Consider the following 22,124-nt stretch of genomic DNA (forward strand, 5'->3'; position numbering starts at 1 on the left):
TATATTCACCTTAAAAGGTTAGATACAATTAATAGAAATAATCCGGATTAATCCTCATCGTCTGTTTCGTTAATCCACCTTGTTTGTGACGGATCCAGAAAACTAGTAAGTTCTTTATGAGTACTCCATAATAAGCATTCCAGCTCCAGAGGATCAAAGAAAGAAGTTTTACCAGTGCGGACGTCCGTTATCATAAGCCTGTCTCCGTTAGCAGATTGATCTACCTGAACAGAGACATAAGCAAATTCATTTTTTAGCATAAAAACTTCAGACATACATATCCACCTACACTCTTTCATATTTAAAGCAAATATACTGTGATGGTGCTATCTAAGCAGAATCTCCTGTTTTAGTTAGTACTAACTAACATATTTAAAAATAAAAATTACGTTTTGATTGCTTTTGCGAATTGTGCAACACTGCTTTCAATAAATTCCTCTTGGCTAAACGTTGTAATTTTGTCTTCTCCTGAAAAAGAACGAGAGATAAATGAGCCGTAATTCATCCAAATAAATGAGACAGCTAAAAGTTCAAAATTCATTTTGATAATCTTTCCGTTTTTATGCATTTCCACAAAATAATGGACTAAAAATTCTTTAAGTTCCCTAGGATGCTTTGTAATTTTATCAAGAATGCTGGGAAGAGTATGTGTTTCTTTTACCGCAATCTCGAAAATCTTTTTGTTCTTTTTCATAACTTCATGGTACTTTTTACTAATATGCAGAAGATCAATTTCTATCTCCCATACAAGATCTTCTTCAAAAATTCTCTTCATTGGAGCAGTAAAATAAAATCTTTCCATAACTTCTTCCAATATGTTAATCTTGCTCCTAAAATGCCGGTAAACGGTCATCTCACTTACTCCAGCCTTATCCGAAATTGCTTTTGTGGTAACCGATTTAAAACCCTTCTCTGACATTAGATCAATTGCTGCAAACAGTATCTTGTCATTCGTATTTAGAGAATCTTCCTTAGTAATTGTGCCGTTTAGATTCAACTAATTTGCACCTCATTAAATGGTTAACATTATTAATTTAGTGTAAATGTTAGTTATCACTAACTACCATTAATATAATCTAGGCTATTTGTACTGTCAATAAGCTATTGGAAAATTGTAAATAAATATTATTTTCAGAATTAAATTGCAAAATAATTTTACTGGTTTATAAATAAAAAGGATCTAACAGCTGCTTATCTGCTCGCGTTTATTTAGCACGAATTGAAAAAAATCTTTCATATTGGCTTCCATATGATCTTTCATAGAGTTTTCCGCTGATATGGGATCCCCTGAAGCAATAGACTGAATAATCCGTTTGTGTTCATCCAGGAATTTTTCGTCTCTATGGTAGTTATGAAAAATCGAATTTCGGTAGTACATAAAAAGTCCAGATAGATTTTGGTATATGTTAATTAGTGTCAGATTATCTGAAGCATGCACTATCGCATTATGAAATAAAATATTATATTTAACTACGTTTTTATGATCATTTTCATACGTGGCTTTCTCCGATAGCTGAAGCAGTTCCTGAAGACGATCGATCAGAGGACTAGTAATGTTATTAGTTGCTAAGTTTGCAGCTAATATTTCTAATCCCGTCCTGCATTGATAGACTTCTTTGATATCTTTAATAGTAAATTTACGAATGATCTTTTGACTGCCCTCTTGCATGATTAAGCCATCTTGTTCAAGCAGTCTAATAGCCTCCCTAATAGGGCTTCTGCTAACCCCTAATTCCTCAGATAATGCAGCTTCCACTATACTTTCACCTGGAGTATAATCTCCATCGATTATCTTTGACCGAAGCACACCGTATACCTGAACATGCAAGGGTGTGTGTTTTGGAATCCTTGGCATAACTTTCCCCTTTTCCTTTTCATGAAGAGTGAATAAAAGAGTTAACCACTTTAGCCATATATTAGTTCCGGCAGGATAGTTGAAATGAACGGAATAAAAGTAACGATTAACAAGCCAATCAATGAGACCCACAAAAACTGCATGATTCCTGGGAGCATTTCATTCATTTTCAATCGGGTGATACTGTTGGCAACAAAGATATTCAAACCGAATGGAGGTGTAAATGTCCCAATTGCTAAATTCAGCACCATAACAATACCTAAGTGAATTGGATCAATACCAAGCCCAAGAGCGCTAGCGAGAATTAAAGGAGCAATAACTACAAGCGCTATAGTTGAATCAACAAACATACCGATCACTAAAAGCATTAAATTAAGAAAAATTAAGAAAGTCCATTGTGAAGTAAAAGTTTCGGCAACAAAACCTGCCAGCATTTGCGGGGCTTGTGCAACAGTTAAGGCCCACCCGAAGGCAGATGCAGCTGCTACCAAGATTAAAACTTGGGCAGAAGTCTTAGCTGAATCGAAACATAATTTATACAGTTTTTTTCCATCAATTTCTTTATATACAAACATGCCAACAAATATTGCATAAATTGCTGAAACACCTGCTGCTTCAGTCGGTGTAAAGATTCCAAAGGAAATACCTCCGATAATAATGATTGGAACAGCCAATGACCAAGAGGCGTCTTTGATTGCTTTCCAAATTTCCTTGGCACTGGATCTTTTTCCTTTCGGGAAATTTTTATATCGGGCATACAGGTATATAAAGAGTAAAATAAATCCGCCAAAAAAGAGACCTGCTCCTAAACCTGCCAAAAACAATGAACCGACTGATGTATTCGTTGCGCTCGCATATAGAATGATCGTGATACTTGGAGGGATTACAAGGGAAACAGCTCCGGACTGTATAATTAGTCCACTGGCAAATTTCTTTGGATAGCCTTGATTGAGTAACTCCGGATACATGATACGGCCTATCGCAACAACCGTAGCTGGGCTAGATCCAGACAGCGCTCCAAAAAACATGGCGGCAATCTGTGTTGCCATCGCCATTCCGCCATATAAATGTCCAACCAGTGCTCTGGCGAAATTTAATATCCTTTTCGAAAGTCCGCCAACATCCATGGCATTGGCTGCCAGTATGAAAAATGGCAAAGCCATCAATACAAACTTATCAATGCCGCCGAATACCCTTTGAACAGCAACCATTGAGTTTACATCAGTAAAAAGTGCTAATGTAATAAAGGTTGAAAATATTAATGAAATATATATAGGGACACCAAAAAGCAACATCGCGAATAAAAGACCAATTAAAGCAACTACCATATGTATTTCCCCTTTAGTTTAAAGTGTTTTCTAAACCCTTATTAGAGAACAGTTTAATTAATTGCTGTAAATAGCGGATGGCCACCAAAATACCTGAAATGGGAATGATGAAATATATAACTGAAATAGGTATACCTAGTCCAGATGTTACTTGGCCAGTTTGCAAACTGAAATTTACTAATTGGTAACTGTACCAGATTAACAAGATACTAAAAACGAGACCCACGGCATAAATAATCGCCAGTACTATTTTTTGAGCCGTCCCTTTAAGCATTTGTGGTATAAACTCGATACTCATATGCTCATTGTCTCTAGCACAGGTGCTCATTCCGACAAAGGTTACCCAAATAAGGAAATAGCGAATCAGCTCTTCAGACCATGTCAAACCTGATCCCATAACCCTTAACACAACGTTTACAATTACGAGAAGGGTTGCTATTAATATACTTACTGATATGAAAACGTTTTCAATTCGGTCAATTATTTTCACTAAATTCACTCCTATCTGAAGTCAGTTTTAGTTTTCATAACATGATAGATTGCGTATAAATATCTGCATTACTTTAAAGGAAAATCAAGGGGTGAAGTGGAGAGAGTATGTTCTTGAAGTAAAACCCCCTTGAATATGAAGCGGGTGCTTGCGGATTCAAGATGCGTTAATAGGATTTATTATTGTTTTATGCCTAAATCTTTGTAGACCATTTCCAGCAATTCCTTCTTTTCTGGTGTATTGCTGAATTCCTTGTGTAAAGGAAGTGATAACTTTACAAATTTCTCTCTGTCTTCCTCTGAAATCTTGTGAACTTCAAGTCCTAATTTAGGGAATTCTTCTAATCGTTTTGCAGCCATTTGCTGAGTAAGCTCACGTGCTGCCATCCTGGCTTCTTCTTCAGCCTCGGTTAGAACTTTTTGCAGTTCGGGGCTTAACCCATTAAACCAATCCAAGTTTGCCACAATCATATAGAATTGATATCCATGGTCTGTTATGGATAAATGGTCCTGTACTTCATAAAGTTTATTTGAATTGATAGTTTCCAATGGGTTTTCCTGCGCGTTTACGACACCTTGCTGCAAGGCGTTATAGAGCTCGGCGAACTCTATTGGCACTGGGTTTGAACCGTATGTCTCAAAGGTTTTTATTAATATTTCTGATGGAATTACCCGCATTTTCGTACCTTTAAGGTCGTCTGGAGAGAGGATTGGTTTACCTTTGCTTGTCATAGATTTAAAGCCGCCTGCCCAAAAACCGAACCCTTTAAATCGGCTGTTTTCCAATCCTTTTAGTGCTGTTTTTCCTGCATCTCCAGATAAAACCTGCCAAATTTTTTCTTCGTCATTCGGCCATAAAAATGGATATTCAAATACCTGAAGTGCTTCTGCATTAAAAGAAGTTACTGTAGAAAGCAATGTTTGAGTCATATGCACGGTCCCTATCTGAACTTGTTCTGTTTGTTCACGAATGGAACCAAGCTGCAGATTCGGATAGAGTTCAACTGTTACTTTTCCGTCCGTTTTTTGTTCTACCAACTCTTTAAATTTTTCTGCTCCTACTGTTAGCGGGTGTCCAGGAGGTGTCATCCCCGCTAATTTAATTGTCATTTTTTCAATGCCACCAGAACCGCTTCCTGGTTCTGCACTGGTTGTCTTTTTTCCATTGCAAGCTGTAAGGGACAATAACAACATGGCTAGACAGATAAGTACAGCAAAAAACTTTTTATTTTTATGGTTCATCTTTATCCCCCTAACATCGTTTTTTTATCAGATGTTTCTTTTCTGTCTACTGTATACTGTAGACAGAATTTGGTATAAAGAATTATTGATTATTTAATTCTTTATATTCCGAAAAATCAAGTGAAATTTTTTTCTGTTTTCAAATATAAAACAGGGAACCGTTACAAGTATGAATATAGTTAAAACGATTCCCATTAAATGAATCGGAAAAAGAGCAATTTTTATGAATTAACTCGCCACTATTTTCCATACAATATCTTCTTTTTCTGTTCCTTCAACGATTTGTTTCGCTTCTTGATGGCTTTCATATTCGCGGTCTTCTATTCTTCTTCCAGGTACAGAAGTTTCGAACTCATCTGCGAATGGGAAAGGATGAACGAGAAGGGTGCCATTTCCATTTGATTTTACAGTCAAATTGATTGGATCGCTCTTACGTGACATTCTGATTGGTCCAAGCGAAACCTCTTTTTCTATCTTTGGATCATTTAATCCCATAAACAGTCCTAGAAGATCCATGACCTGGAAAAACTCGTATTGCATCCAAACGTGATCCTCAAACTCGCTGCGCTGCTGCTGTTTTTGCCAATATTGAAGCTTTACATCAATCCATTCCTTTTGGATATTGGCTACTGTGTTATTCATGAACTCTACCAAATCGTCTGACACTTTGTATGTAAAAGTAGGATCGTAGCCAAATCTGCTTGTATAAAGGCCAATCCAGTGCATTCCAAGCATCATCCCTGCATATGGGTCTTGTTTTAATGTTTCCCGGTAGCCAAGTTCATAAAAACGAACATGCTCTGGCAAATTGACTTCTAAAAAATTCGTTGGCCTTTTTGTATTGGAGTTGAATAATACTTCATCATCAGGGCCTCTCCAGCCAGCGTCATGCTTTTCAATACCAAGACTTACAGATTCATGGTTTAATAGTTTTTCAAAGTTTTCGTTGCCCCACTTTCTGGCGACATCTCCCATTTGTATAGCATGCTCATCTTGCCTGACAAGCACTAATTTTCCATCTTGCTTTGAAATAATCATACTTTTACATCCTCTCGTTCCAATTTGTTCATCTGTTCAATCACATCATCAGTACTTACCACATCTGCATATTTTTGCTGCATATCAAACAAATTAATAGCATGCGTTGTAATTCCTCTATCAAACACACATTCTTCTGGAACTATAACTTTATAATTATTAGAGAAAGCGTCTATTACTGTTGCTCTTACACATCCGCTGGTTGTGCATCCGGTAATAATAACACTATCTACTCCGTGAGCTGTTAGGTAAGAAACTATCGGCGTCCCAAAAAACGCACTTGGTTTCTTCTTCGATATGGTAATTTCCCCTTCTATCGGTGCTAATTCTTCTACTACTTTCGTTCCTTTTTCACCCTCCAGCAAAAGCGGGTGGTTGAAGATATTGCCTTTTATGGCAATACGGTCATTATCGCAGCCTTTATTGCCTTCAATTATTGTAAAGAATACAGGTAATTTTTTTTCCCGGGCTTTGTCTAAAACCCTTTTAATCTGCGGAATTGCTTCCCAGCTTGCAGAACCGCAGCTGGTAGGATATTTTTTAATGGCTTCTTCAATTTCCTCCGGTCCTTCGCCTGTAAAACCGTATTGGACATCGACTATGATCAATGCAGGATTTTTTCCAAGTCCATAGGTTGTTCCTAGGCCAGCTCCCGAATAAATTTTTGAATCTCTAGGATCTAAATATTTATCCCAAGTATTTGACATAGCATTTGTCCCCTTTATCCGTAAGTTATGACCTTGTCACAAGCTGCTGTCATTTCCACTAGAACACTAGGGGAACCTAACTCTACATTTTTGCCTTCCCAGTCTTTTTCAGTTATTCCTCTTGCTCCGCAGGACACTTCCGATAATACAATACGTCCCCCGTTTTCAAGAATTTCATTTACTGAATTCCTTAGCTCAGTAGCTGTTGATCCTACTCCAAACACCTTATCAAGGTTTTCCTCTTTGATCAGTCCAACTGCACTCCCGGCCAGGAACATTGACGCCTTATGACCGTCTTTTAGTGCTGTTTTGGCAATTAAAAATGCCCGGTCCGCTTGTGTTGGTGCTTCAGGACCATGTGTTAAATGAATTAATAAATGCATATTATATTCTCCACCCTTCGTAATATTGTTAATTCTTTACAAAAGGAATTAACTAAATTTATATTTACAAAACTATATACTCAGATGAGCTATAGTTAGTACTAACTAACAGAAGTCTATACATATGCTTGCTTTTTATTGTTGCTCACTGCATTACTGCTTTGGAGCGTTCAGGTGTTAAGTTCTCTACAAACACCTTTACTCCACCGGTAATAATATTGTCTTCAGCAATACTTGTTATGGATTCACCAGAAACAAATGACCTGGAAATAAAATGCCCATAACTCATGTACAGAAAGTTCATCGCCTGCAATTCGTATTCACTGTCTACCACAAGACCCCTTCTGTTCATTTCTTCAAAATAATTTATTAACAATTCCTTTAACTGCCTCGGGTGTTTATTTACTTGCTCTAATAAACCTTTAACCCTGCTGCCTTCCTGAATGGCGATCTTTATTACATTTTTATTCTTTTTCATTAAATTGTGGTAAGTTTCTGCCACCATCAGCAAGTCCTTGTCTAACTCCCATGTAACCTTTTGTTCAAATAACTCTTTCATTTGTATACTGTAATAGTACCTATCAACCGCAGCTTCCAAAATCTTCTTCTTACTGCCGAAATGGCGAAATAAAGTCATTTCACTGACAGAAGCTTTTTCTGCGATTTCTTTTGTTGTTGCTCCCTTATAACCCTTTTTGGCAATCATATCTATAGCTGCATTTAATATCTTATCGTCAATTTTCATTAACCTTTACCTGCCTATAATCTATTGTTAGTACTCACTAACTTATTACCAATATTATTATAGTGTCTATAATGTGTCAATATTATTTACTGAATAATTAAACTATAATTTCAACAATATTTTATAGGCAGTTTTTGTCCTTATTACGGAGGGAAAGGCGCCGCGTTGCTACCTTCCCTCATATTCTTGAAAAGTAATATTTTAAAATTATACGATTTCTTCTTTCGGTTTTTGAGAGGATATTTTCGGTTGATTGCAGTCTAAACGAACAAACCCTTCAGATGTATATACCCAGTCTTTCCCCACCGAAGTTGCCAAGTATTCAGCATCAAATCCTGAATCAATTTCAGCTTGAGGATATCGCGGAAGGATCCAGGTCTTCATGAGGACTAAGTACAGTACGAATCCCGCGGGAAAACCGACTATATAAGCATATTCCAGCTGCCAGATTGCTAATCCGCCTGCAATAATCCAAGAAACCATACCTGCCCAGTTAAACCCTTTTGAGTAGGTGTATTGTCCATTAACTTTGTATAATTCCGGTACGTTAAGCCTGCGCTTGCGGATAACGTAATAGTCGCAAATCACGATTCCAGCTACGGCAGACAGTGCTCCTCCGTAATATCCAAGAAAGACCATAATGTTATCAAGAATTAACCATGGCATAGTAAGGGTACCAACTAGTCCAGCTATGACAACGCCTGCTTTATAGCTAATAAAAGGAGCGCCTGCATTTACGAAAGCCAAAGCTGCAGGTATCACATTTGCAGCTGTATTGGTAGACCATTGCGCAAATAAAACTAAGGCAAGTAAGACTACCAAAACAAATCCTGTCTGATTGTCCTGAATTATGTTGATAGGATTCCAATCTCCTGTAGCGGCAAAAGCGATAGCTCCGATAAAAGTTAGCAAAACTGCAACTAGAGGCAATGCGACCAGCTGAGCAATATAGAGATTTCTGTTCCGTTTAGAGAAACTCATTGTATTTGTATCGACTTTTAAATATCTTGTAATATTTGGCAAATCAAGACAAAGTGGAGTCCATAAGCTAAAGTTAGTAAGGAAGATTAGAAAAAGTGGGGTATTTTCATTTCCAACAAATGTCCAGATGTTTATTCCATTTAGAGTTGCGATGTCATTTAGGAAGAAATACATCCAAATGGAGATAAGTATGAGTACTGGAGCTGCAAAATCAGCAAAACGTTCCACCGCTTTTATTCCAAGTGCCGTATTAATGATTTGGACAATACCGAAAAGAATATACCAAATTATCCAATTATCAAACCCTGTAAGGTACTCGAAAATACCATTAAGAGCTAATGATCCGAGATATGTCTGAATCCCAAACCATATAGCAGCTACAACACCTTTTGATACTGCGGGAAAATGAGTACCATAAATACCAAATGGAGCTCTCATGTAAACAGCATTGGTTAACCCATGCTCAGTGCCAACATCTGCCGAGAGAAGCATAAGGGCTCCCATAATAAAGAACCCTAAAAAAATTGCCAGCAAACTTGGAACTATATGGTGTGAAGCAATTGCCTGAGCGCCAAATTGATATAGCACAAGCATTACTGTCATACCCACCCAAATAGCGATGTATCCGATATTCCCAATGGTCTTGTTTTTATTTGCTATTGGGAGGATTGATTCTTCCAGCAGATGATTTTTCACAATGTTTTGTTTTTGAAAGTCCATTGATGTTTCCCCCTGTTTCTTTATTTTCTAATTTTGTTATAAGGAAAATCAGGCGGTTCTTTGAAGAAACTATTGCGGCTGCACGCCCATTTGTTAAATGGACGCGGTCCCCGGGTTCGGATAATATTTATTTAAATATAGACAAAGGCAGGTAAGCTGACACAATGTAATTAGGCTTATCTACAATTTCGCTGATTTTAAGATCAACTGCCAAGCTGCAAAGAAGGTAAGCTTCATATCTTGGCAAGCCATACTCTTTTTCTAAATGGTCAACCATAGCTCTTGCAGCATCTTGTGCGCAAACCATTAGATCTGGTCCAACTCCGGTGGTGGCAAAAAAACCTTTTGTTTCTGTGCGTGGCGTTAGTGAACCAGGTGCTGTAATGAACTGAGGACTTGGGATACTTTTGTTTTTATGCAGTGTAAACTTTAATGATCCGTAAAGCGGACATTCGACTGCTGTCAGGCAAATTTCGCCATCTCCTTGAGCTGCATGCCCATCTCCCGCTGAAAACAAAGCTCCTTCCACTTCAATCGGAAGAAATAAGCGGGCGCCTTGCGTTAAATGGCGAATATCCATATTGCCCCCGTTCTTATCAGGAGGTGCAAGAGAGGTTTGATTCGAATCACTCGGTGCTACTCCCATTAGACCCAGGAATGGCTCAATAGGTACATGAATATCCTCCCTAAACGGAATATAATCACCGTTGCTTATATCGAAAACTCTTAGATAAGGCTCACTAAATTCTTCCGATAACAGCCCAAATCCTGGAATTACACCAGTCCAACCCCATCCTTTTGTGCGGAGATCAAGAATTTCAATTTCTAATGTATCCCCGGGCTCGGCACCATTTACATAAATCGGTCCATGCAGGGGGTATGTACGATTCCAATCATAATTAAGAATTGCTTCTACCCCCGAGCCAGGTCCGATTTGACGGTCGGAACCATCTCTAAATTCAAATACAACAGTATCGCCGGATTCAATTGTTAATGTTGGCGCTAGTGTTTTGTCCCAGGCAAAATGAAATTTATCCGGACAATAATGTGTAGTTCCCTTTTTCTCTTGAATGCTTGCTTGTTTTAACATAAAGACACCATCCTAATTAAATTATTTTATACACTTATTGGCTGCATTTCTGGATGATGGGTTACAGCGTTATAAAGACCGAAGTAGAAAATTGCATTGATCACTCCTTTTCACTCAAATTTAAAAACTTACCAAACTTACACAAAGTTTACTGTGGCTAAATATATAATATTCTATATTTTCGTAAAATTAAATCAAATCTTTCGGAAATATGAGTAAAATATACCAAAAAATTTTTTAGTAAAAAAGGATTATGTAAGAAAATCTGACATAGTTTTTAATATAATTAAATAAGTTGCCAGTTATCTCAGTGCTTAGGAAACATTCTTTTACAGACATAAAATAAAAAAACAGAAATCCTTTCAAAGGAAATCTGTTAAAGCTGATAGCATATTTAAAATTTTACGGCTGCAGTTTAATAATATTAATAACCTTTTCTAAACTGAGAACATCAGCATACCTTGCGTTAAGATCCAAGAGTGTTGAAGTTTGGATGGCTTTATTTCTGTCACCAACAGCTTCGGAAGGAATGATCACATGGTATCCATTTTGCAAAGCATCTACCGCTGTCGCCCTAATACTCCCACTGGTGGTAGCTCCTGCTAGAATAACCGTATCAATCTCATTTTGTTTAAGGAAATCAACAACTGATGAGTTATGAAAATCAGTTATAAAGGGTGTTTTATTTATTAGGCTGTAAGGAATCTCCTCAAGTTCAGGATGCATTTTCTGAAATTGGCTTCCTTCCTCTAATATTCTGAGTGAAGGGAACTTTTGACACCAAAGCCTGGATGCATGAATAGCTGGATCGTAAATCGATTGACTGAAAATAACCGGGATATCATTTTGTGCTGCTGCTATTGCCAGCTCTTTGGTTGCTTTGACTTGCTTTTCCTGAAGAATAGCCAATTTCGAAAGCGGATCCAGAAAAGCCAGTGTAAGATCACGAATTAAAATGGCAGGTCTTTTTCCAAATCCCAACTGTCCTGAAAAGCCTTGATTCGTATATAGCTGTTGAACCTCCTCTAATATGTATCTTCTTTGTCCGCCTGGAGTGTAAATAACCTTTAGCCCATAGCCCTCCACTACTCCCTTACTCTCCAAGCGTCTTAATGTTGCCGCTGATACCCCCAGCAGTTTGGCAGCTTCGGAAATGTTTAATAATTTATCATATAACATCACAAACCCCACTTTTTTTACAATTGTAAAACTTAAATAAAATTGTTTTCAAATATTTTTATCAACTGATTGTCCAGATGTTTAAAAGCATTACCCTAAATCTGTTATCTTGGGCAGTGGGATCAATTCTTAGTAACCCCATGCTCACATTTGCAGATTCGTTTATTAATTATGTATCATATGTATTCTATCTGACTCACAAAATAACACTGGTTTCTTTCCTCACAAATAATTTGGGCAGTTGATGGAAAGAAAAATAAAACAAGAATGTATGATTCCTAAATAAACATTCTTGTTTTGAGTATAAATTACCTATTATACAATTCTATTTAATTTCCATCTGGGTTTGTATCCTTTGAGATTTAAGCTTAATATTTACAAATATAATACTGGAAACAATCAATAAGAAGCCAATGAACAGGTTTAATGTAATCGGTTCTTGTAACATGATTGAACTGGAGATTATTGAGATTAGCGGAACTAAAAATGTAAATGCCCCTATCTTACTCGCTTCTCCCGATCCTACAAGTGTAAAGAAAGCAAGCCAGCCAAAAGCAACGACGAAGACGGCGAGAAAAAATAAATTTGTGATAAATGGCAAGCTCCATTCAATGCTTGACCAGCTTTCAACGCTTGAACCTGCACAAATCAGGAATATTCCTCCTATAATAAGCTGAAAGGTAACCATCCATATTGAGTCCACACTGTCACCTATCATCTTCACATAAACGGTTCCTAAACCCCAGCCTAGTGCTGAACCAAGGGCAAGGATAATGCCGAGCGCAGATATTTCTCCAGTAAAACCACCCGCACTTATAATGGCTACGCCAGCAAATCCAAGAATCAAGCCTATTATTTTTAATCCATACATAGACTCGCCAAGCCATATCCAGCAAAAAATTCCTAGCAAAACCGGCTCAATGAATACAATTGCTGAAAATAACCCTGCTGGGACATACCCCAGTCCAATAGTTTGAAGGCCGTTAAAGATTATGATATTCAGAAATGCTGAAATTACATAAAAATGCCAAGTTTCCTTAATACGAAGAGTCTTTATTCTCGGTAGAGCAAAAAATAATAAAAAAAGTCCTCCCAAAAATGTTCGAATACCAGCAAAAAGTAATGGCGGAGAATAGTTAAGTGCCAGCTTTGAAAGTGGCCAATTTATTCCCCACACTATAACTAGAAATGCCAATAGCAATACCGTTCTTGCTCTTGATACTGTCATGTTTAGTCCTCCGTGATTTGAAGATACCTTTATGCTGCTCTTCATATTTTCAATCAAAAAATATTTAACACACTAAGAAATTTTGGAACAATTTTAAAAAATATTGATTAACCAAGGCAACTTCAGAATGGCTTCCACTCAATAGTACCATAGAATCCAGAATGGAAATAACAGGAATACACTTTTAGATAAAAAATGGGACCTCTAGAATCATCAATTAATAAAGAAGTTGGAGTCAGCAAATATACGGAGGTGAGATAGAAATAAAATAGCAGAAGATTCACTGATTCGCATAATGTCCTTCCAGCGGTGGTATTCTTTGAAATGTTTAAACCGTAAATAATCTTTTGGCACAGATGGTATTTTATGCATTAAGCGGTTGGTGCCAAAGCAGTTTTCATACAACCGGATTTTGCCGTACACAAAAAAGCTTAATGATCAAAAGGCTGTCTCAGGTACTAATTGGACAGCCTTTTTCATTTCATTTACTTACAATAGCAAACTACAAGATGGTGCAATTCCCGTCTTATTAAAGCAATGGGCAATAAAAACATACTTTAATGAAAAGCTGTGCTTTTGTAACGGTGTCAGCCCTGTTCTACCACAGACACAATGTAAGAATTTTGAATTTCAAATGGCCATTTTTCCAGCGTATACGCCATTTCCCAAAAGGAGTATTCATATGAGCTGCTAAGGATGAAATGTTCTTTCATCCGCTTTCGGTCTTTTTCAGTGACCGTCTCAGCGATATGATCGAGTCGTTGGATCTGCTCTTCCACAAGACCTCTAAACCATTCACCTCCATATGCAGCAATCCATTCTTGGTAAATGGGCTCCTGTGGTGTGCATTGCTTCAGCCTTTCACCGATTTCGTAATAAAGCCAGTAGCATGGAAGCAATGCTGCAATTATGTCACCGATATGCCCTGTTGAAGCAGATCGATACAAATGTGACGTATAGGCATATGCAGTAGGCGAAGGAATGAAATCTTCTTTTTCCTTATCAGTAATTCCAAGCTGTTTTGAAAATTTTTCATGCAAGGCTAATTCGGCCTCATACGTCCCTTGAGCATGGGCAGCCATCCTTGAGGTTGTATGTAAGTCTTCTGCTTTTGCTGCGGCAAGTGCCTGAACTTTTGCAAAATGAGATAAGTAGTATGCATCCTGCTTTACATAATAATTAAAGCATTCAAGAGATAATGAACCATCCCCTATACCTTTCACAAATGGATGCTGAAAGCTCGCTTCCCAAACATGATCAGCCGCCAAACGTAATTCTTTAGTAAAACTCATATTTTTCTCCTCCCTCAGCAGAACATCCATCCATCTGATAAAAGTGCATGCAAAAAGCCACTTTCTTTTTATTTACCTAAGAAAGTGGCTTAGCTTATTAGGACATATAATCCGATGATCCTATTAACCAATTTCCACTTCCCTACGCTGGTTTAAACCAGATCAGGTTCTAAGAGTCTTAAAGTATAACTTTAATCTCAGCCTTTAATGAAGGCACCCCTAGTGAATGGTTCATGCTATTTAGTTTTGTATATGACTTAATCGTACCATTATCGAGGTGATTGTCAAATAATTCAGAAAAAATTGTATATCTTTAATATTATTTTTGCATTTTTATTGTGCAGTCTGTTCAGGAATATCAGTTAAATATTTTGAAACTCTGTTTGCTACCTCACGTAAATTATCCGGTACTTGTGGAAGTGAATATCCAATAAACAACGGAGTAGTGACGAACCGAGGGGTAATTTTACATATAATATCTTCACCTATTTTATAAAAGAAGAGATTATAGCTGTTACATTTAAAATGAAAATGATTTAATATAAAGTCTGCTGCTGTCTGAATGCAATCAGCCATTTGTTCTATGCAGGTAATATCCTTCAAAATGACGTTAAATTCATAAAAACCTATGCGGGGTTTTGTTGAAAGGTTAAATTCAACCTTTTCATTTTTGTGTATAGTTTCCCCTTCAAAATCTTCAAATTGAATATTTTTTCGATAATCTATATTTTTTAAGCCTATAATTTGCATGTGCGGATGCCGTATGGAACCCCCTGAAAACGGACCATGGTTCTTGGTAAGTATGACAGAAGCGTAATCTCCGCTTTTTTCATATTGCAGCCAATGGTGAATGGCAAAGCGCAAAACTTTATATAAATGTTCTTTACTATACTCACTTAATTCGGACGAACATTGATCCGTTTCAATCAGTACTGTCTGTAATGTATCCTTTAGAGTTTCATATTTATTTTTTAATAAAATAATGGAATCTTCCACAGCAATGATGTTTTCAAGCTTTTCAACTGCGCAAAAAGGGCATTCAGCGGTTGTATTCCTTATTGTTTCCGGCTTTTTTATGCCAGTTTGTGTAACAAAGTGCAAATGTGTATCCAAATGCAGCCCCCCTACTGAATCTTTCTGTAGTGGATTAATTATCTCCTATTTTTCCCTTTATTGACAACCAATGAGTAACCATTTTTATAAATTTTTCATGGCATACAGCCCGAATGACTAAAATACTTCTAGTCCAAAAGGGTTTTTTTCTGTTCATTCGCGTTACAATCTCTTTATAGTTTTGTCACAACATCCTCTTCTCAGTACATTTTTATTAGCTGCAATGTTCCTGTTGATGTGCATTAGAAGATAGGTATCTGACAGGTCCCACACCTTAAAATTACATGGACATACGTAAGGATAAGACATTTATACCTAAAGTCAAAGAAAATTTATCAAAAACAGGGCGCGTGTCCACTCTCTTACCCAAGCACATGAATACCTTACTAAAAAGGAGTGATGAAAATGATCAAAAAGAGCAGAAAAAGCAGGGTTCAATTAAATCCTAATCAGGAAGGATACAGTAATGAGGTGGCAAAGGATAATAAGGCAAACCAAGTCTGGCTCAATCCTAACGGGGGAAGTTATAAGCACCCAGCGTCAATGCAAACGGAAGTGCGAATTTTTAAGAATAAAGACAGCAAGGTATGGTTGAACCAGCAAGGAAAAGATGAGAATATTGAATTACATGAAAGTATTCTTCCAGAAGTTCAAGAAAGCCTTCAGGCGGAACTGCATGAATCGTTGAACCCACAAGGAAAAGATGAGAACCTTGAGTTACAAGACAACAATATTGTTCCAGAAGTTACTGAAGTTTTAGAAGTTCAAGAAAGCCTGCAAGATGAACTACATTCGCATTTGAAGGAAATGGAAGAAAACTCGCAGCCTGTTTTAGAAGATACTATACAAAATGATGATCAACATCAGCAAGAGGAACTTGTTTCGGATACCCAGAAGCATAATAGACGGTCGCGCTTACCATTTTGGATGAGTAAAAGACGAAAAAAAACAAACACCATGTAACAATGGTGTTTGTTTTTGGATGGCTTAAAAGCACACTTTTTTTCATCCATGTGTCTAATGGATATATTACAAAATGAAAATTTTGAATTAGGGTTTCTGAATCTGCTAAATAAATACTTGTTGATTGTTCCCATCAACAGAAGCAAATTTTGATCAAATATGTCCACATACACAAAAAGCACTTTGATTTACTCTTTATCTGTTAAGTCGCTATTTTTTAGATCATGTGTGTTTTTCCATTCTAAAAATTTATCGATATCCTCTTTTACTTTCTTAAGCGTAAAAGCAATAACCGCGGCGTCATCAGTAAATCCTAATGCAGCGATAATATCTGGGATGGCATCAGCTGGCATGACGAAATAAAGGACAGTGCCCACGATGAGAGCAAGAGATCCATAGGGAATATTTCTATAATCGCCCTTGATATAGGCCTTGATAAGTTCAAACATGTTCTTTAGGTTGTCCCATGTCTCTTGTACAATGCCATTTTTGTTTTGATTCAGGTCTGCCTTTTGTTCAGCTTCCTTAATTAAATTTTGCAATTTATCTTTATCATTTATATAATCTTGAGCTTTGCTCACGGCTTCTTCTTTCTTTTTTTCTATCACTGAGTCATCTTGTGTTAAGGTTGCTTGATCATTGTTACGTTTCCAGAACATTTATATCCCTCCATTTCTCCAATTTTGATAATTACCCAAATATCCAGCTTCTATTATTTTACCATAATTACAAACTTGTATTGCTCTCGGCACAATTTGAATTCATATTAAAAAGCCTTTCTAACCCTTTATCGATAATAAATTAATGAAAAGTTTCTTTGGAATTAATATCATTATGGATTAATTCGAACGCTCATTCCATATCAATATGTTTTCAACAAGTCATACCCACTCGCTATATCAAATTAACATATAAAATCAGCTTTTGGGATGGTATCCATTCAGATACGCACTTCAAACGTTTGGTACTTATTTCATTGCATCTTGCAGGAACTTATCTATCAGAATATTAACAAGTCATACCGCAAAGTAACTGCATTCTTTTGGGGGGGATTTTGAGACTCCGGTAAAACGTTTGCAGCAAAACAAGCCTGCAGACTCATTTCTATGTCTGCAGGCTTTTAATCATAATGGAATTTTACTCCCTACCTTTCCTTCAGTTCCTCCAAAATCGAAAACAGCTCTTCTAAATGATGAATTTCATATGCAGGAGCCACTTCTTCCAGCGGTTTATTATGACGGTTAATCCAGACCGATTTGATGCCCGCACGATTTGCACCAAGAATATCTGTCATTAAGTTATCCCCTACCATGATCACTTCATCTTTGTTTAAAGACATACGTTCTAATGCATGTTCAAAAAGAGAAGCATCCGGCTTTCCTCTTCCAAAATCACCGGAAATAACGATTTGGTCAAAATAAGGAACCAATTCTGAAGTTATCTCCAGTTTTGTGTTTTGGAGGTCTGGCGAGCCATTTGTCAAAAGCAGAAGCTTATATTTCCCTTTTAATTTATCAAGCGTTTCAAAGGTTTCCTCGTATACAAATGGAACCTGCCTTCGTTCCTGAGGGAATCTTTCCGCCAATTCATATCCAAATTCAGGATCATCAATACCCATCCTTTTAAGGCCTCTTGTCCACGCTTCTTTTCTGTAATTGGGAACTATATCTTTCAATTTCCTAAAATCATCATGATCATCTAAAAAATTACCCCATAATCCCTCAAACGGGTTAATGCCAATCATTTGTGTAAAAGGGAATGTCTCATAAGTGGAGTATATTGTTCGTGCTTCTTCCCGAACCGCTTCTTCAAGCTTGCCAGGATCTATCCCATAGCGTTCCTGGGCTACTTTACATGTAGCCACAAACGCTTCCTTTACACTTTTTTGATCCCATAGAAGTGTGTCATCCAAATCGAAAAATATTGCTTTAATCATGATAGCCTCCGTTTTTTTATCTTTATTAAGGGGAAATAAACTCCCATTATCCCTGGAACATATTTGTCGTTGTTTCAATCCTGGTTTTCTTTCGCTCCTTGATTATCCCGTACCACACAAAAAGGCTGCCGAATATAACCATTATGGGTTCCAGCCAATTCGCTTCAGGTCCATTCGTAATTCTGTGAAGCTGAAAAACCCAGTGGAATACGATGATATCAAAGCTTAGAAATAATCCAGTTGCCACAAGAAAGCCGTGGAAAAAAGATGAAGAGAAAAACCGCTTAAAAAACCACATTAGAGTGGTTAGTACAACCATTCCGAATACTACTGCACCAATTCTTTCTGCAGGGCTTTCAGCTTTTAATCCTGCTGCGAAACCATCCACTATATGAAAAAATGAATCTGCCACAAGAAAGCCCGCTAATACTCCTAAAAATCTCAAAGAATCAAACCTCTTCCTGTTATGTAAAATCATTTACCGCTAAGAAATGAAAAAGAAAATGGCAGTAAAAAATCTGCCATAATAACTTATTTTAAAGTAAGTCGATAGGCTTTTACAATAATGCCATCGTTTGCTGGCTCAAAATCAAATTGCGGTTCCCTGATAAACCCCATAGATTCATACAGTCCCATGGCACTAGCCATGAATTCTCCAGTATGCAGTCCAACGGATGAGAACCCTTTCGCCTCAGCTCTCCTGATACACTCTGAAACAAGACCCTTGGCTGCACCTTTTCCACGAGCTTCAGGCGCAACAGCAAGCATTCTAATTTCAGGATAATCGAGCTCATCAAGATACCCTTCGTATGCATCACTCTTTGCAGGAAACAAAGCAACACTGCCGACAATTTGACCATCGACCTCAGCAACAATCAGTGCAACGCCATCGTGTGAATCCGCATCAGATGATATTGCTTTTTTTAAGGCATTCCAATGATCTGCAGGTATTTTTGCTGCATGTTCTTCGTATGCGCTGACTCTCTGCTTGCGGATAAAAGCCAACTCCCGGGTCGCTGCGTCACGAATAATCATAGCTTTCCCCCTCACATTTAATTGTTATCTGATTAAAACTTTTTCTGTCTTCCCGCTTAATGCTTGACGATTATGTATTGCTTGAAGTCCTGAAAGGTCAGGCCCCTTTGGAAAAATATTCTTGCTCTAGTGGTAATCACTTGCTATATGGTTTGATAGATGATAATGGACCTTTAATGCATAAAATTAGGTATATTCCCAAAGCATGTGTTCTTATACATATCCCTTACAAAACCCCATAAATTCGGGGAACTCAACAAAACGATTCCTGTTAGCCTAAATGGCTGATAAATATGCAGCATCAAAGCGGATGAGTGTGGCATAGACCTGACATCTGAATCTGTAATATAGTCACCAAATAAAATACGACTTTCTGATAGAGCTGCTGCTCTAAATCATCTAATCTGGCATACAGGGTATAGCCAGATTCATTCTGATGTCTTAGATTCACCTCCTGATTTTTATCCTAATATTACACTAGACTGGGTTGTTTAGCTACATTTAAAATGATATCCAAAGTATGCTTCATAGTCATTTATTTCCAGTTTTATATCCAAATTAGCTCCACCTAGAAGGTTTATTTTTCCTATAGTCATGTTCATTTTACACGATAGGACATTGTGTGGAGCCAATTTTTTTAGGGTGATAATACATGTATAGGAAGAAACAGATAATTAAATCCAAAAGACACAAAGGGGTAAAGTTTTAAGGTATGAGAGATACCAATCTAATCAAATAAACCGTTTCTTGGATCGAAATACTGATAAGTAGTATTTTGCTGCTTTCAGATCAATGACTTCCGTTAACAAAGTAATAAGTGACAACAAACTGTCTCCCCCCCAAACCGAATACTAACTAAAAAACACCTCCACAATTATATAGAGGCTGCTGAAAAACTTACGTTTTTTTTAGTGGTAATACTTCCCTATTTTTTAAGTGATGTGGCGTCTAACAAAAACCAGAGCGCAGCATGAATCTTTATAAATGTTGAAGTTGTATAGCAAATGACGGTTACACCTTTACCGTCGAGCATTAAAAAGGTCTAATTCCAGATTAGGCGCTCCACAGACAGATATTATTATTCATAAAACTAATAGCAACTAGCTCCTAAAATGGGCCCAACTATAGACAGGCATCTATAATTTACAGTATTGAAAATAAAAGCGACCTACCAAAAGTAGATCGCCTGCGTAATAGTATATAATTTTTTGCTTCCCTTTTTATTATTTCCTCTTGGATGTATACAATAAGTCTTCACTTCAATAAATCCTAATTCTTAAATCTATGAAATTTTCTTGCTGGAATCTTCCGCTCCATTTCTAAATGTAGATTTTAAATTACTTTTCAATTCTTTACTAATATAATTCATGAATTCTGTTGCCTTTTCTGTTGGGGCTTTTGTGATCAAACTGACTCCCACAAATAAAATGGTAGCTACAGCTATTGCCCATACACCTGAGCCAAGCCCCAATGGTTTGAGTTTCAGCATTTCTAAAATGAGCACCAGTAAACCACTAAATATAACACTCGTTAATACACCAGCAGCTGTTCCTCTTTTCCAGAAAAATGCACCAATTAACGCAGGGACCGTTACACTTAACCCTGCCGATGAGGCAACTGATAACACAGCTATTAGATCTAATTGGAGTTGTGCAAAAGCATATGCCATGATTGCAATAATAGGAATCACTATTTTTCCTATGGCGAGCTGACGCACGTCATCCGAACCTTTTTTAAAATTCCCATAGACATCACGAGCAAAAAGGGAAGCAAGAGTCAATAGGATTGAATCTATAGTTGAAATTGCTGCTGCAATAATTCCGACCATTACAATAACACCCAGGACTGGCGGAACAAGGTCCGAAGATAATAAGCTTGGAGTGGCTACATCTGGATTTTCAAGATTAGGATACATGATAAGTGCCGAGTATCCCCATATTACTGAAACCAATGTGTAAATTAGACCAAAAGCCAAAAATCCGATTAACATATGTCGCAGACTGGTTAACGATGAGGGCATAAATAATCGCTGGCTTACTTGCGGATTAGAAAGACTGAAGAATAGCCATGGGATTGTTAATGATAAGAATGTAGCAAAATTGAAAAACCCGTTGCCAGGGACAACTAATGATTCTGCTTGTTTGGCTTCCAATGTTCCAAAAAATTGACCGAATCCTCCTAACTGATGAACGATTACTAACACTACAGCAGTGGAGGCAATGATCATCATCAAGGCCTGTAATGAATCTGTCCACATTACAGAACGTATTCCAGCAACAAAAGAAAATACAATGGCTAATACCGTTGCTACAATAACTCCTGTAGTGAAGGAAATCTTACCTTCGGTCATCCCTTGCAGCAAGTAACCCACCCCCGCTAACTGCACAGCACTATATGGAATAAGGAAAATACAGCTTGCTAGAGAAATAACTGTAGCCACTGATTTATTGTTATATCTATCACCCAGCATTTCAGACGGTGTTACATAACCATATTTCTTTCCTGCCAGCCAAAACCTCGGGCCAAAAAAGGCTACTAGTGTCACACCAACAAAATAAATGATTTCAAAACCTAAAGCACCTACCCCGCCCCGATACGTTAAGCCTGCTAACCCTACCAACATAAATGCACTATATGTTGTTGCACTATAGCTTAAAGCTGAAACAAATCCATTCATATTACGATTTCCAAGGAAATAGCCTGACATGCTGGTTTCCTTGCCACTTCGAGATAAGTAAGCAATATAAAGTGAAACTGCAGTATAAATAGCAATACCCCACCAAACAGCACTTGTTGTCAA

The 22,124-nt window shown here is 37.3% G+C and carries 22 protein-coding genes and 1 riboswitch; of the genes, 1 reads left to right on the forward strand and 21 read right to left on the reverse strand.

The genetic code is table 11. The annotated features are described in order from the left end of the window. Positions 1-47 precede the first annotated feature (47 nt). From D0469_RS06090 to D0469_RS06165, 16 genes are all read right to left on the reverse strand, one after another. The gene (locus D0469_RS06090; RefSeq protein ID WP_117325754.1) at positions 48-275 is read right to left on the reverse strand and encodes a hypothetical protein; all 228 of its coding nucleotides are present in this window, start codon (positions 273-275) and stop codon (positions 48-50) included. Between the two features lie 110 nt (positions 276-385). Then, positions 386-997 (reverse strand): TetR/AcrR family transcriptional regulator, encoded by a 612-nt coding sequence (locus D0469_RS06095; RefSeq protein WP_233522957.1) that lies wholly within the window; start codon positions 995-997, stop codon positions 386-388. Positions 998-1,180: 183 nt separating this feature from the next. Continuing rightward, positions 1,181-1,855, reverse strand: coding sequence for a GntR family transcriptional regulator (locus tag D0469_RS06100; protein WP_117325755.1), 675 nt, complete (start codon positions 1,853-1,855; stop codon positions 1,181-1,183). 50 nt (positions 1,856-1,905) lie between these two features. Then, on the reverse strand, positions 1,906-3,183 hold the full coding sequence (locus tag D0469_RS06105; RefSeq protein WP_117325756.1) for a TRAP transporter large permease: 1,278 nt from the start codon (positions 3,181-3,183) through the stop codon (positions 1,906-1,908). Between the two features lie 13 nt (positions 3,184-3,196). Next, positions 3,197-3,673 carry a TRAP transporter small permease gene (locus D0469_RS06110; RefSeq protein ID WP_117325757.1) on the reverse strand — a complete coding sequence of 159 codons (477 nt, stop codon included), beginning with the start codon at positions 3,671-3,673 and terminating at the stop codon, positions 3,197-3,199. Positions 3,674-3,852: 179 nt separating this feature from the next. After that, positions 3,853-4,914, reverse strand: coding sequence for a TRAP transporter substrate-binding protein (locus tag D0469_RS06115; protein WP_117325758.1), 1,062 nt, complete (start codon positions 4,912-4,914; stop codon positions 3,853-3,855). Between the two features lie 228 nt (positions 4,915-5,142). Further along, positions 5,143-5,952: a DUF3891 family protein gene (locus D0469_RS06120; protein ID WP_117325759.1), complete on the reverse strand. Its 810-nt coding sequence runs from the start codon at positions 5,950-5,952 to the stop codon at positions 5,143-5,145. After that, positions 5,949-6,659, reverse strand: a complete 711-nt coding sequence (locus tag D0469_RS06125; RefSeq protein ID WP_117325760.1) for an isochorismatase family protein — start codon at positions 6,657-6,659, stop codon at positions 5,949-5,951. The genes D0469_RS06120 and D0469_RS06125 overlap by 4 nt, the downstream gene beginning before the upstream one ends. A gap of 14 nt (positions 6,660-6,673) precedes the next feature. Further along, positions 6,674-7,042, reverse strand: coding sequence for a DsrE family protein (locus tag D0469_RS06130; protein ID WP_117325761.1), 369 nt, complete (start codon positions 7,040-7,042; stop codon positions 6,674-6,676). Positions 7,043-7,187: 145 nt separating this feature from the next. Then, positions 7,188-7,787, reverse strand: coding sequence for a TetR/AcrR family transcriptional regulator (locus D0469_RS06135; RefSeq protein WP_117325762.1), 600 nt, complete (start codon positions 7,785-7,787; stop codon positions 7,188-7,190). A gap of 207 nt (positions 7,788-7,994) precedes the next feature. Next, complete coding sequence (locus tag D0469_RS06140; RefSeq protein ID WP_117325763.1) at positions 7,995-9,488, reverse strand: NCS1 family transporter; 1,494 nt, start codon at positions 9,486-9,488, stop codon at positions 7,995-7,997. A 127-nt stretch (positions 9,489-9,615) separates the two neighbouring features. Continuing rightward, positions 9,616-10,578, reverse strand: a complete 963-nt coding sequence (locus D0469_RS06145) for an acetamidase/formamidase family protein (protein ID WP_117325764.1) — start codon at positions 10,576-10,578, stop codon at positions 9,616-9,618. A gap of 402 nt (positions 10,579-10,980) precedes the next feature. Next, positions 10,981-11,757: an isochorismatase family protein gene (locus D0469_RS06150; RefSeq protein ID WP_117325765.1), complete on the reverse strand. Its 777-nt coding sequence runs from the start codon at positions 11,755-11,757 to the stop codon at positions 10,981-10,983. 325 nt (positions 11,758-12,082) lie between these two features. Then, positions 12,083-12,985, reverse strand: coding sequence for a DMT family transporter (locus D0469_RS06155; protein ID WP_117325766.1), 903 nt, complete (start codon positions 12,983-12,985; stop codon positions 12,083-12,085). 587 nt (positions 12,986-13,572) lie between these two features. Further along, positions 13,573-14,277, reverse strand: a complete 705-nt coding sequence (gene tenA, locus D0469_RS06160) for a thiaminase II (protein WP_117325767.1) — start codon at positions 14,275-14,277, stop codon at positions 13,573-13,575. A 122-nt stretch (positions 14,278-14,399) separates the two neighbouring features. Continuing rightward, a riboswitch (TPP riboswitch) is annotated at positions 14,400-14,508 on the reverse strand. A 102-nt stretch (positions 14,509-14,610) separates the two neighbouring features. Next, positions 14,611-15,390, reverse strand: a complete 780-nt coding sequence (locus tag D0469_RS06165; RefSeq protein ID WP_117325768.1) for a DUF4931 domain-containing protein — start codon at positions 15,388-15,390, stop codon at positions 14,611-14,613. A 405-nt stretch (positions 15,391-15,795) separates the two neighbouring features. Here D0469_RS06165 and D0469_RS06170 point away from each other — a divergent pair, with 405 nt between their 5' ends. Then, a complete protein-coding gene (locus tag D0469_RS06170) occupies positions 15,796-16,353 on the forward strand; it encodes a hypothetical protein (RefSeq protein ID WP_117325769.1) in 558 nt (185 codons plus the stop codon). A gap of 188 nt (positions 16,354-16,541) precedes the next feature. Here D0469_RS06170 and D0469_RS06175 read toward each other — a convergent pair whose 3' ends face one another. The 5 genes from D0469_RS06175 to D0469_RS06195 all read right to left on the reverse strand — a co-directional run bounded on the left by D0469_RS06175 (position 16,542) and on the right by D0469_RS06195 (position 22,124). Continuing rightward, positions 16,542-17,012, reverse strand: coding sequence for a YkvA family protein (locus D0469_RS06175; RefSeq protein ID WP_117325770.1), 471 nt, complete (start codon positions 17,010-17,012; stop codon positions 16,542-16,544). A 485-nt stretch (positions 17,013-17,497) separates the two neighbouring features. Next, complete coding sequence (locus D0469_RS06180; RefSeq protein ID WP_117325771.1) at positions 17,498-18,289, reverse strand: HAD family hydrolase; 792 nt, start codon at positions 18,287-18,289, stop codon at positions 17,498-17,500. Between the two features lie 46 nt (positions 18,290-18,335). Then, on the reverse strand, positions 18,336-18,734 hold the full coding sequence (locus D0469_RS06185; protein ID WP_158553367.1) for a DUF2243 domain-containing protein: 399 nt from the start codon (positions 18,732-18,734) through the stop codon (positions 18,336-18,338). An 86-nt stretch (positions 18,735-18,820) separates the two neighbouring features. Continuing rightward, positions 18,821-19,324 carry a GNAT family N-acetyltransferase gene (locus tag D0469_RS06190; protein WP_117325773.1) on the reverse strand — a complete coding sequence of 168 codons (504 nt, stop codon included), beginning with the start codon at positions 19,322-19,324 and terminating at the stop codon, positions 18,821-18,823. 1,282 nt (positions 19,325-20,606) lie between these two features. Continuing rightward, complete coding sequence (locus D0469_RS06195) at positions 20,607-22,124, reverse strand: sodium:solute symporter family protein (RefSeq protein ID WP_117325774.1); 1,518 nt, start codon at positions 22,122-22,124, stop codon at positions 20,607-20,609.

The sequence above is a fragment of the Peribacillus saganii genome, from assembly GCF_003429095.1.
Classification (GTDB): Bacteria; Bacillota; Bacilli; order Bacillales; family DSM-1321; genus Peribacillus; species Peribacillus saganii.

Excerpts from the sequence above, each read along its gene's own strand:
- D0469_RS06155 (WP_117325766.1), bottom strand. The coding sequence starts at position 12,985 with ATGACAGTATCAAGAGCAAGAACGGTATTGCTATTGGCATTTCTAGTT.
- D0469_RS06170 (WP_117325769.1), top strand. The coding sequence starts at position 15,796 with ATGATCAAAAAGAGCAGAAAAAGCAGGGTTCAATTAAATCCTAATCAG.
- D0469_RS06130 (WP_117325761.1), bottom strand. The coding sequence starts at position 7,042 with ATGCATTTATTAATTCATTTAACACATGGTCCTGAAGCACCAACACAA.
- D0469_RS06180 (WP_117325771.1), bottom strand. The coding sequence starts at position 18,289 with ATGATTAAAGCAATATTTTTCGATTTGGATGACACACTTCTATGGGAT.
- D0469_RS06090 (WP_117325754.1), bottom strand. The coding sequence starts at position 275 with ATGTCTGAAGTTTTTATGCTAAAAAATGAATTTGCTTATGTCTCTGTT.
- D0469_RS06125 (WP_117325760.1), bottom strand. The coding sequence starts at position 6,659 with ATGTCAAATACTTGGGATAAATATTTAGATCCTAGAGATTCAAAAATT.
- D0469_RS06135 (WP_117325762.1), bottom strand. The coding sequence starts at position 7,787 with ATGAAAATTGACGATAAGATATTAAATGCAGCTATAGATATGATTGCC.
- D0469_RS06140 (WP_117325763.1), bottom strand. The coding sequence starts at position 9,488 with ATGGACTTTCAAAAACAAAACATTGTGAAAAATCATCTGCTGGAAGAA.
- D0469_RS06115 (WP_117325758.1), bottom strand. The coding sequence starts at position 4,914 with ATGAACCATAAAAATAAAAAGTTTTTTGCTGTACTTATCTGTCTAGCC.
- D0469_RS06175 (WP_117325770.1), bottom strand. The coding sequence starts at position 17,012 with ATGTTCTGGAAACGTAACAATGATCAAGCAACCTTAACACAAGATGAC.
- tenA (WP_117325767.1), bottom strand. The coding sequence starts at position 14,277 with ATGAGTTTTACTAAAGAATTACGTTTGGCGGCTGATCATGTTTGGGAA.
- D0469_RS06105 (WP_117325756.1), bottom strand. The coding sequence starts at position 3,183 with ATGGTAGTTGCTTTAATTGGTCTTTTATTCGCGATGTTGCTTTTTGGT.
- D0469_RS06120 (WP_117325759.1), bottom strand. The coding sequence starts at position 5,952 with ATGATTATTTCAAAGCAAGATGGAAAATTAGTGCTTGTCAGGCAAGAT.
- D0469_RS06145 (WP_117325764.1), bottom strand. The coding sequence starts at position 10,578 with ATGTTAAAACAAGCAAGCATTCAAGAGAAAAAGGGAACTACACATTAT.
- D0469_RS06100 (WP_117325755.1), bottom strand. The coding sequence starts at position 1,855 with ATGCCAAGGATTCCAAAACACACACCCTTGCATGTTCAGGTATACGGT.
- D0469_RS06190 (WP_117325773.1), bottom strand. The coding sequence starts at position 19,324 with ATGATTATTCGTGACGCAGCGACCCGGGAGTTGGCTTTTATCCGCAAG.
- D0469_RS06150 (WP_117325765.1), bottom strand. The coding sequence starts at position 11,757 with ATGTTATATGATAAATTATTAAACATTTCCGAAGCTGCCAAACTGCTG.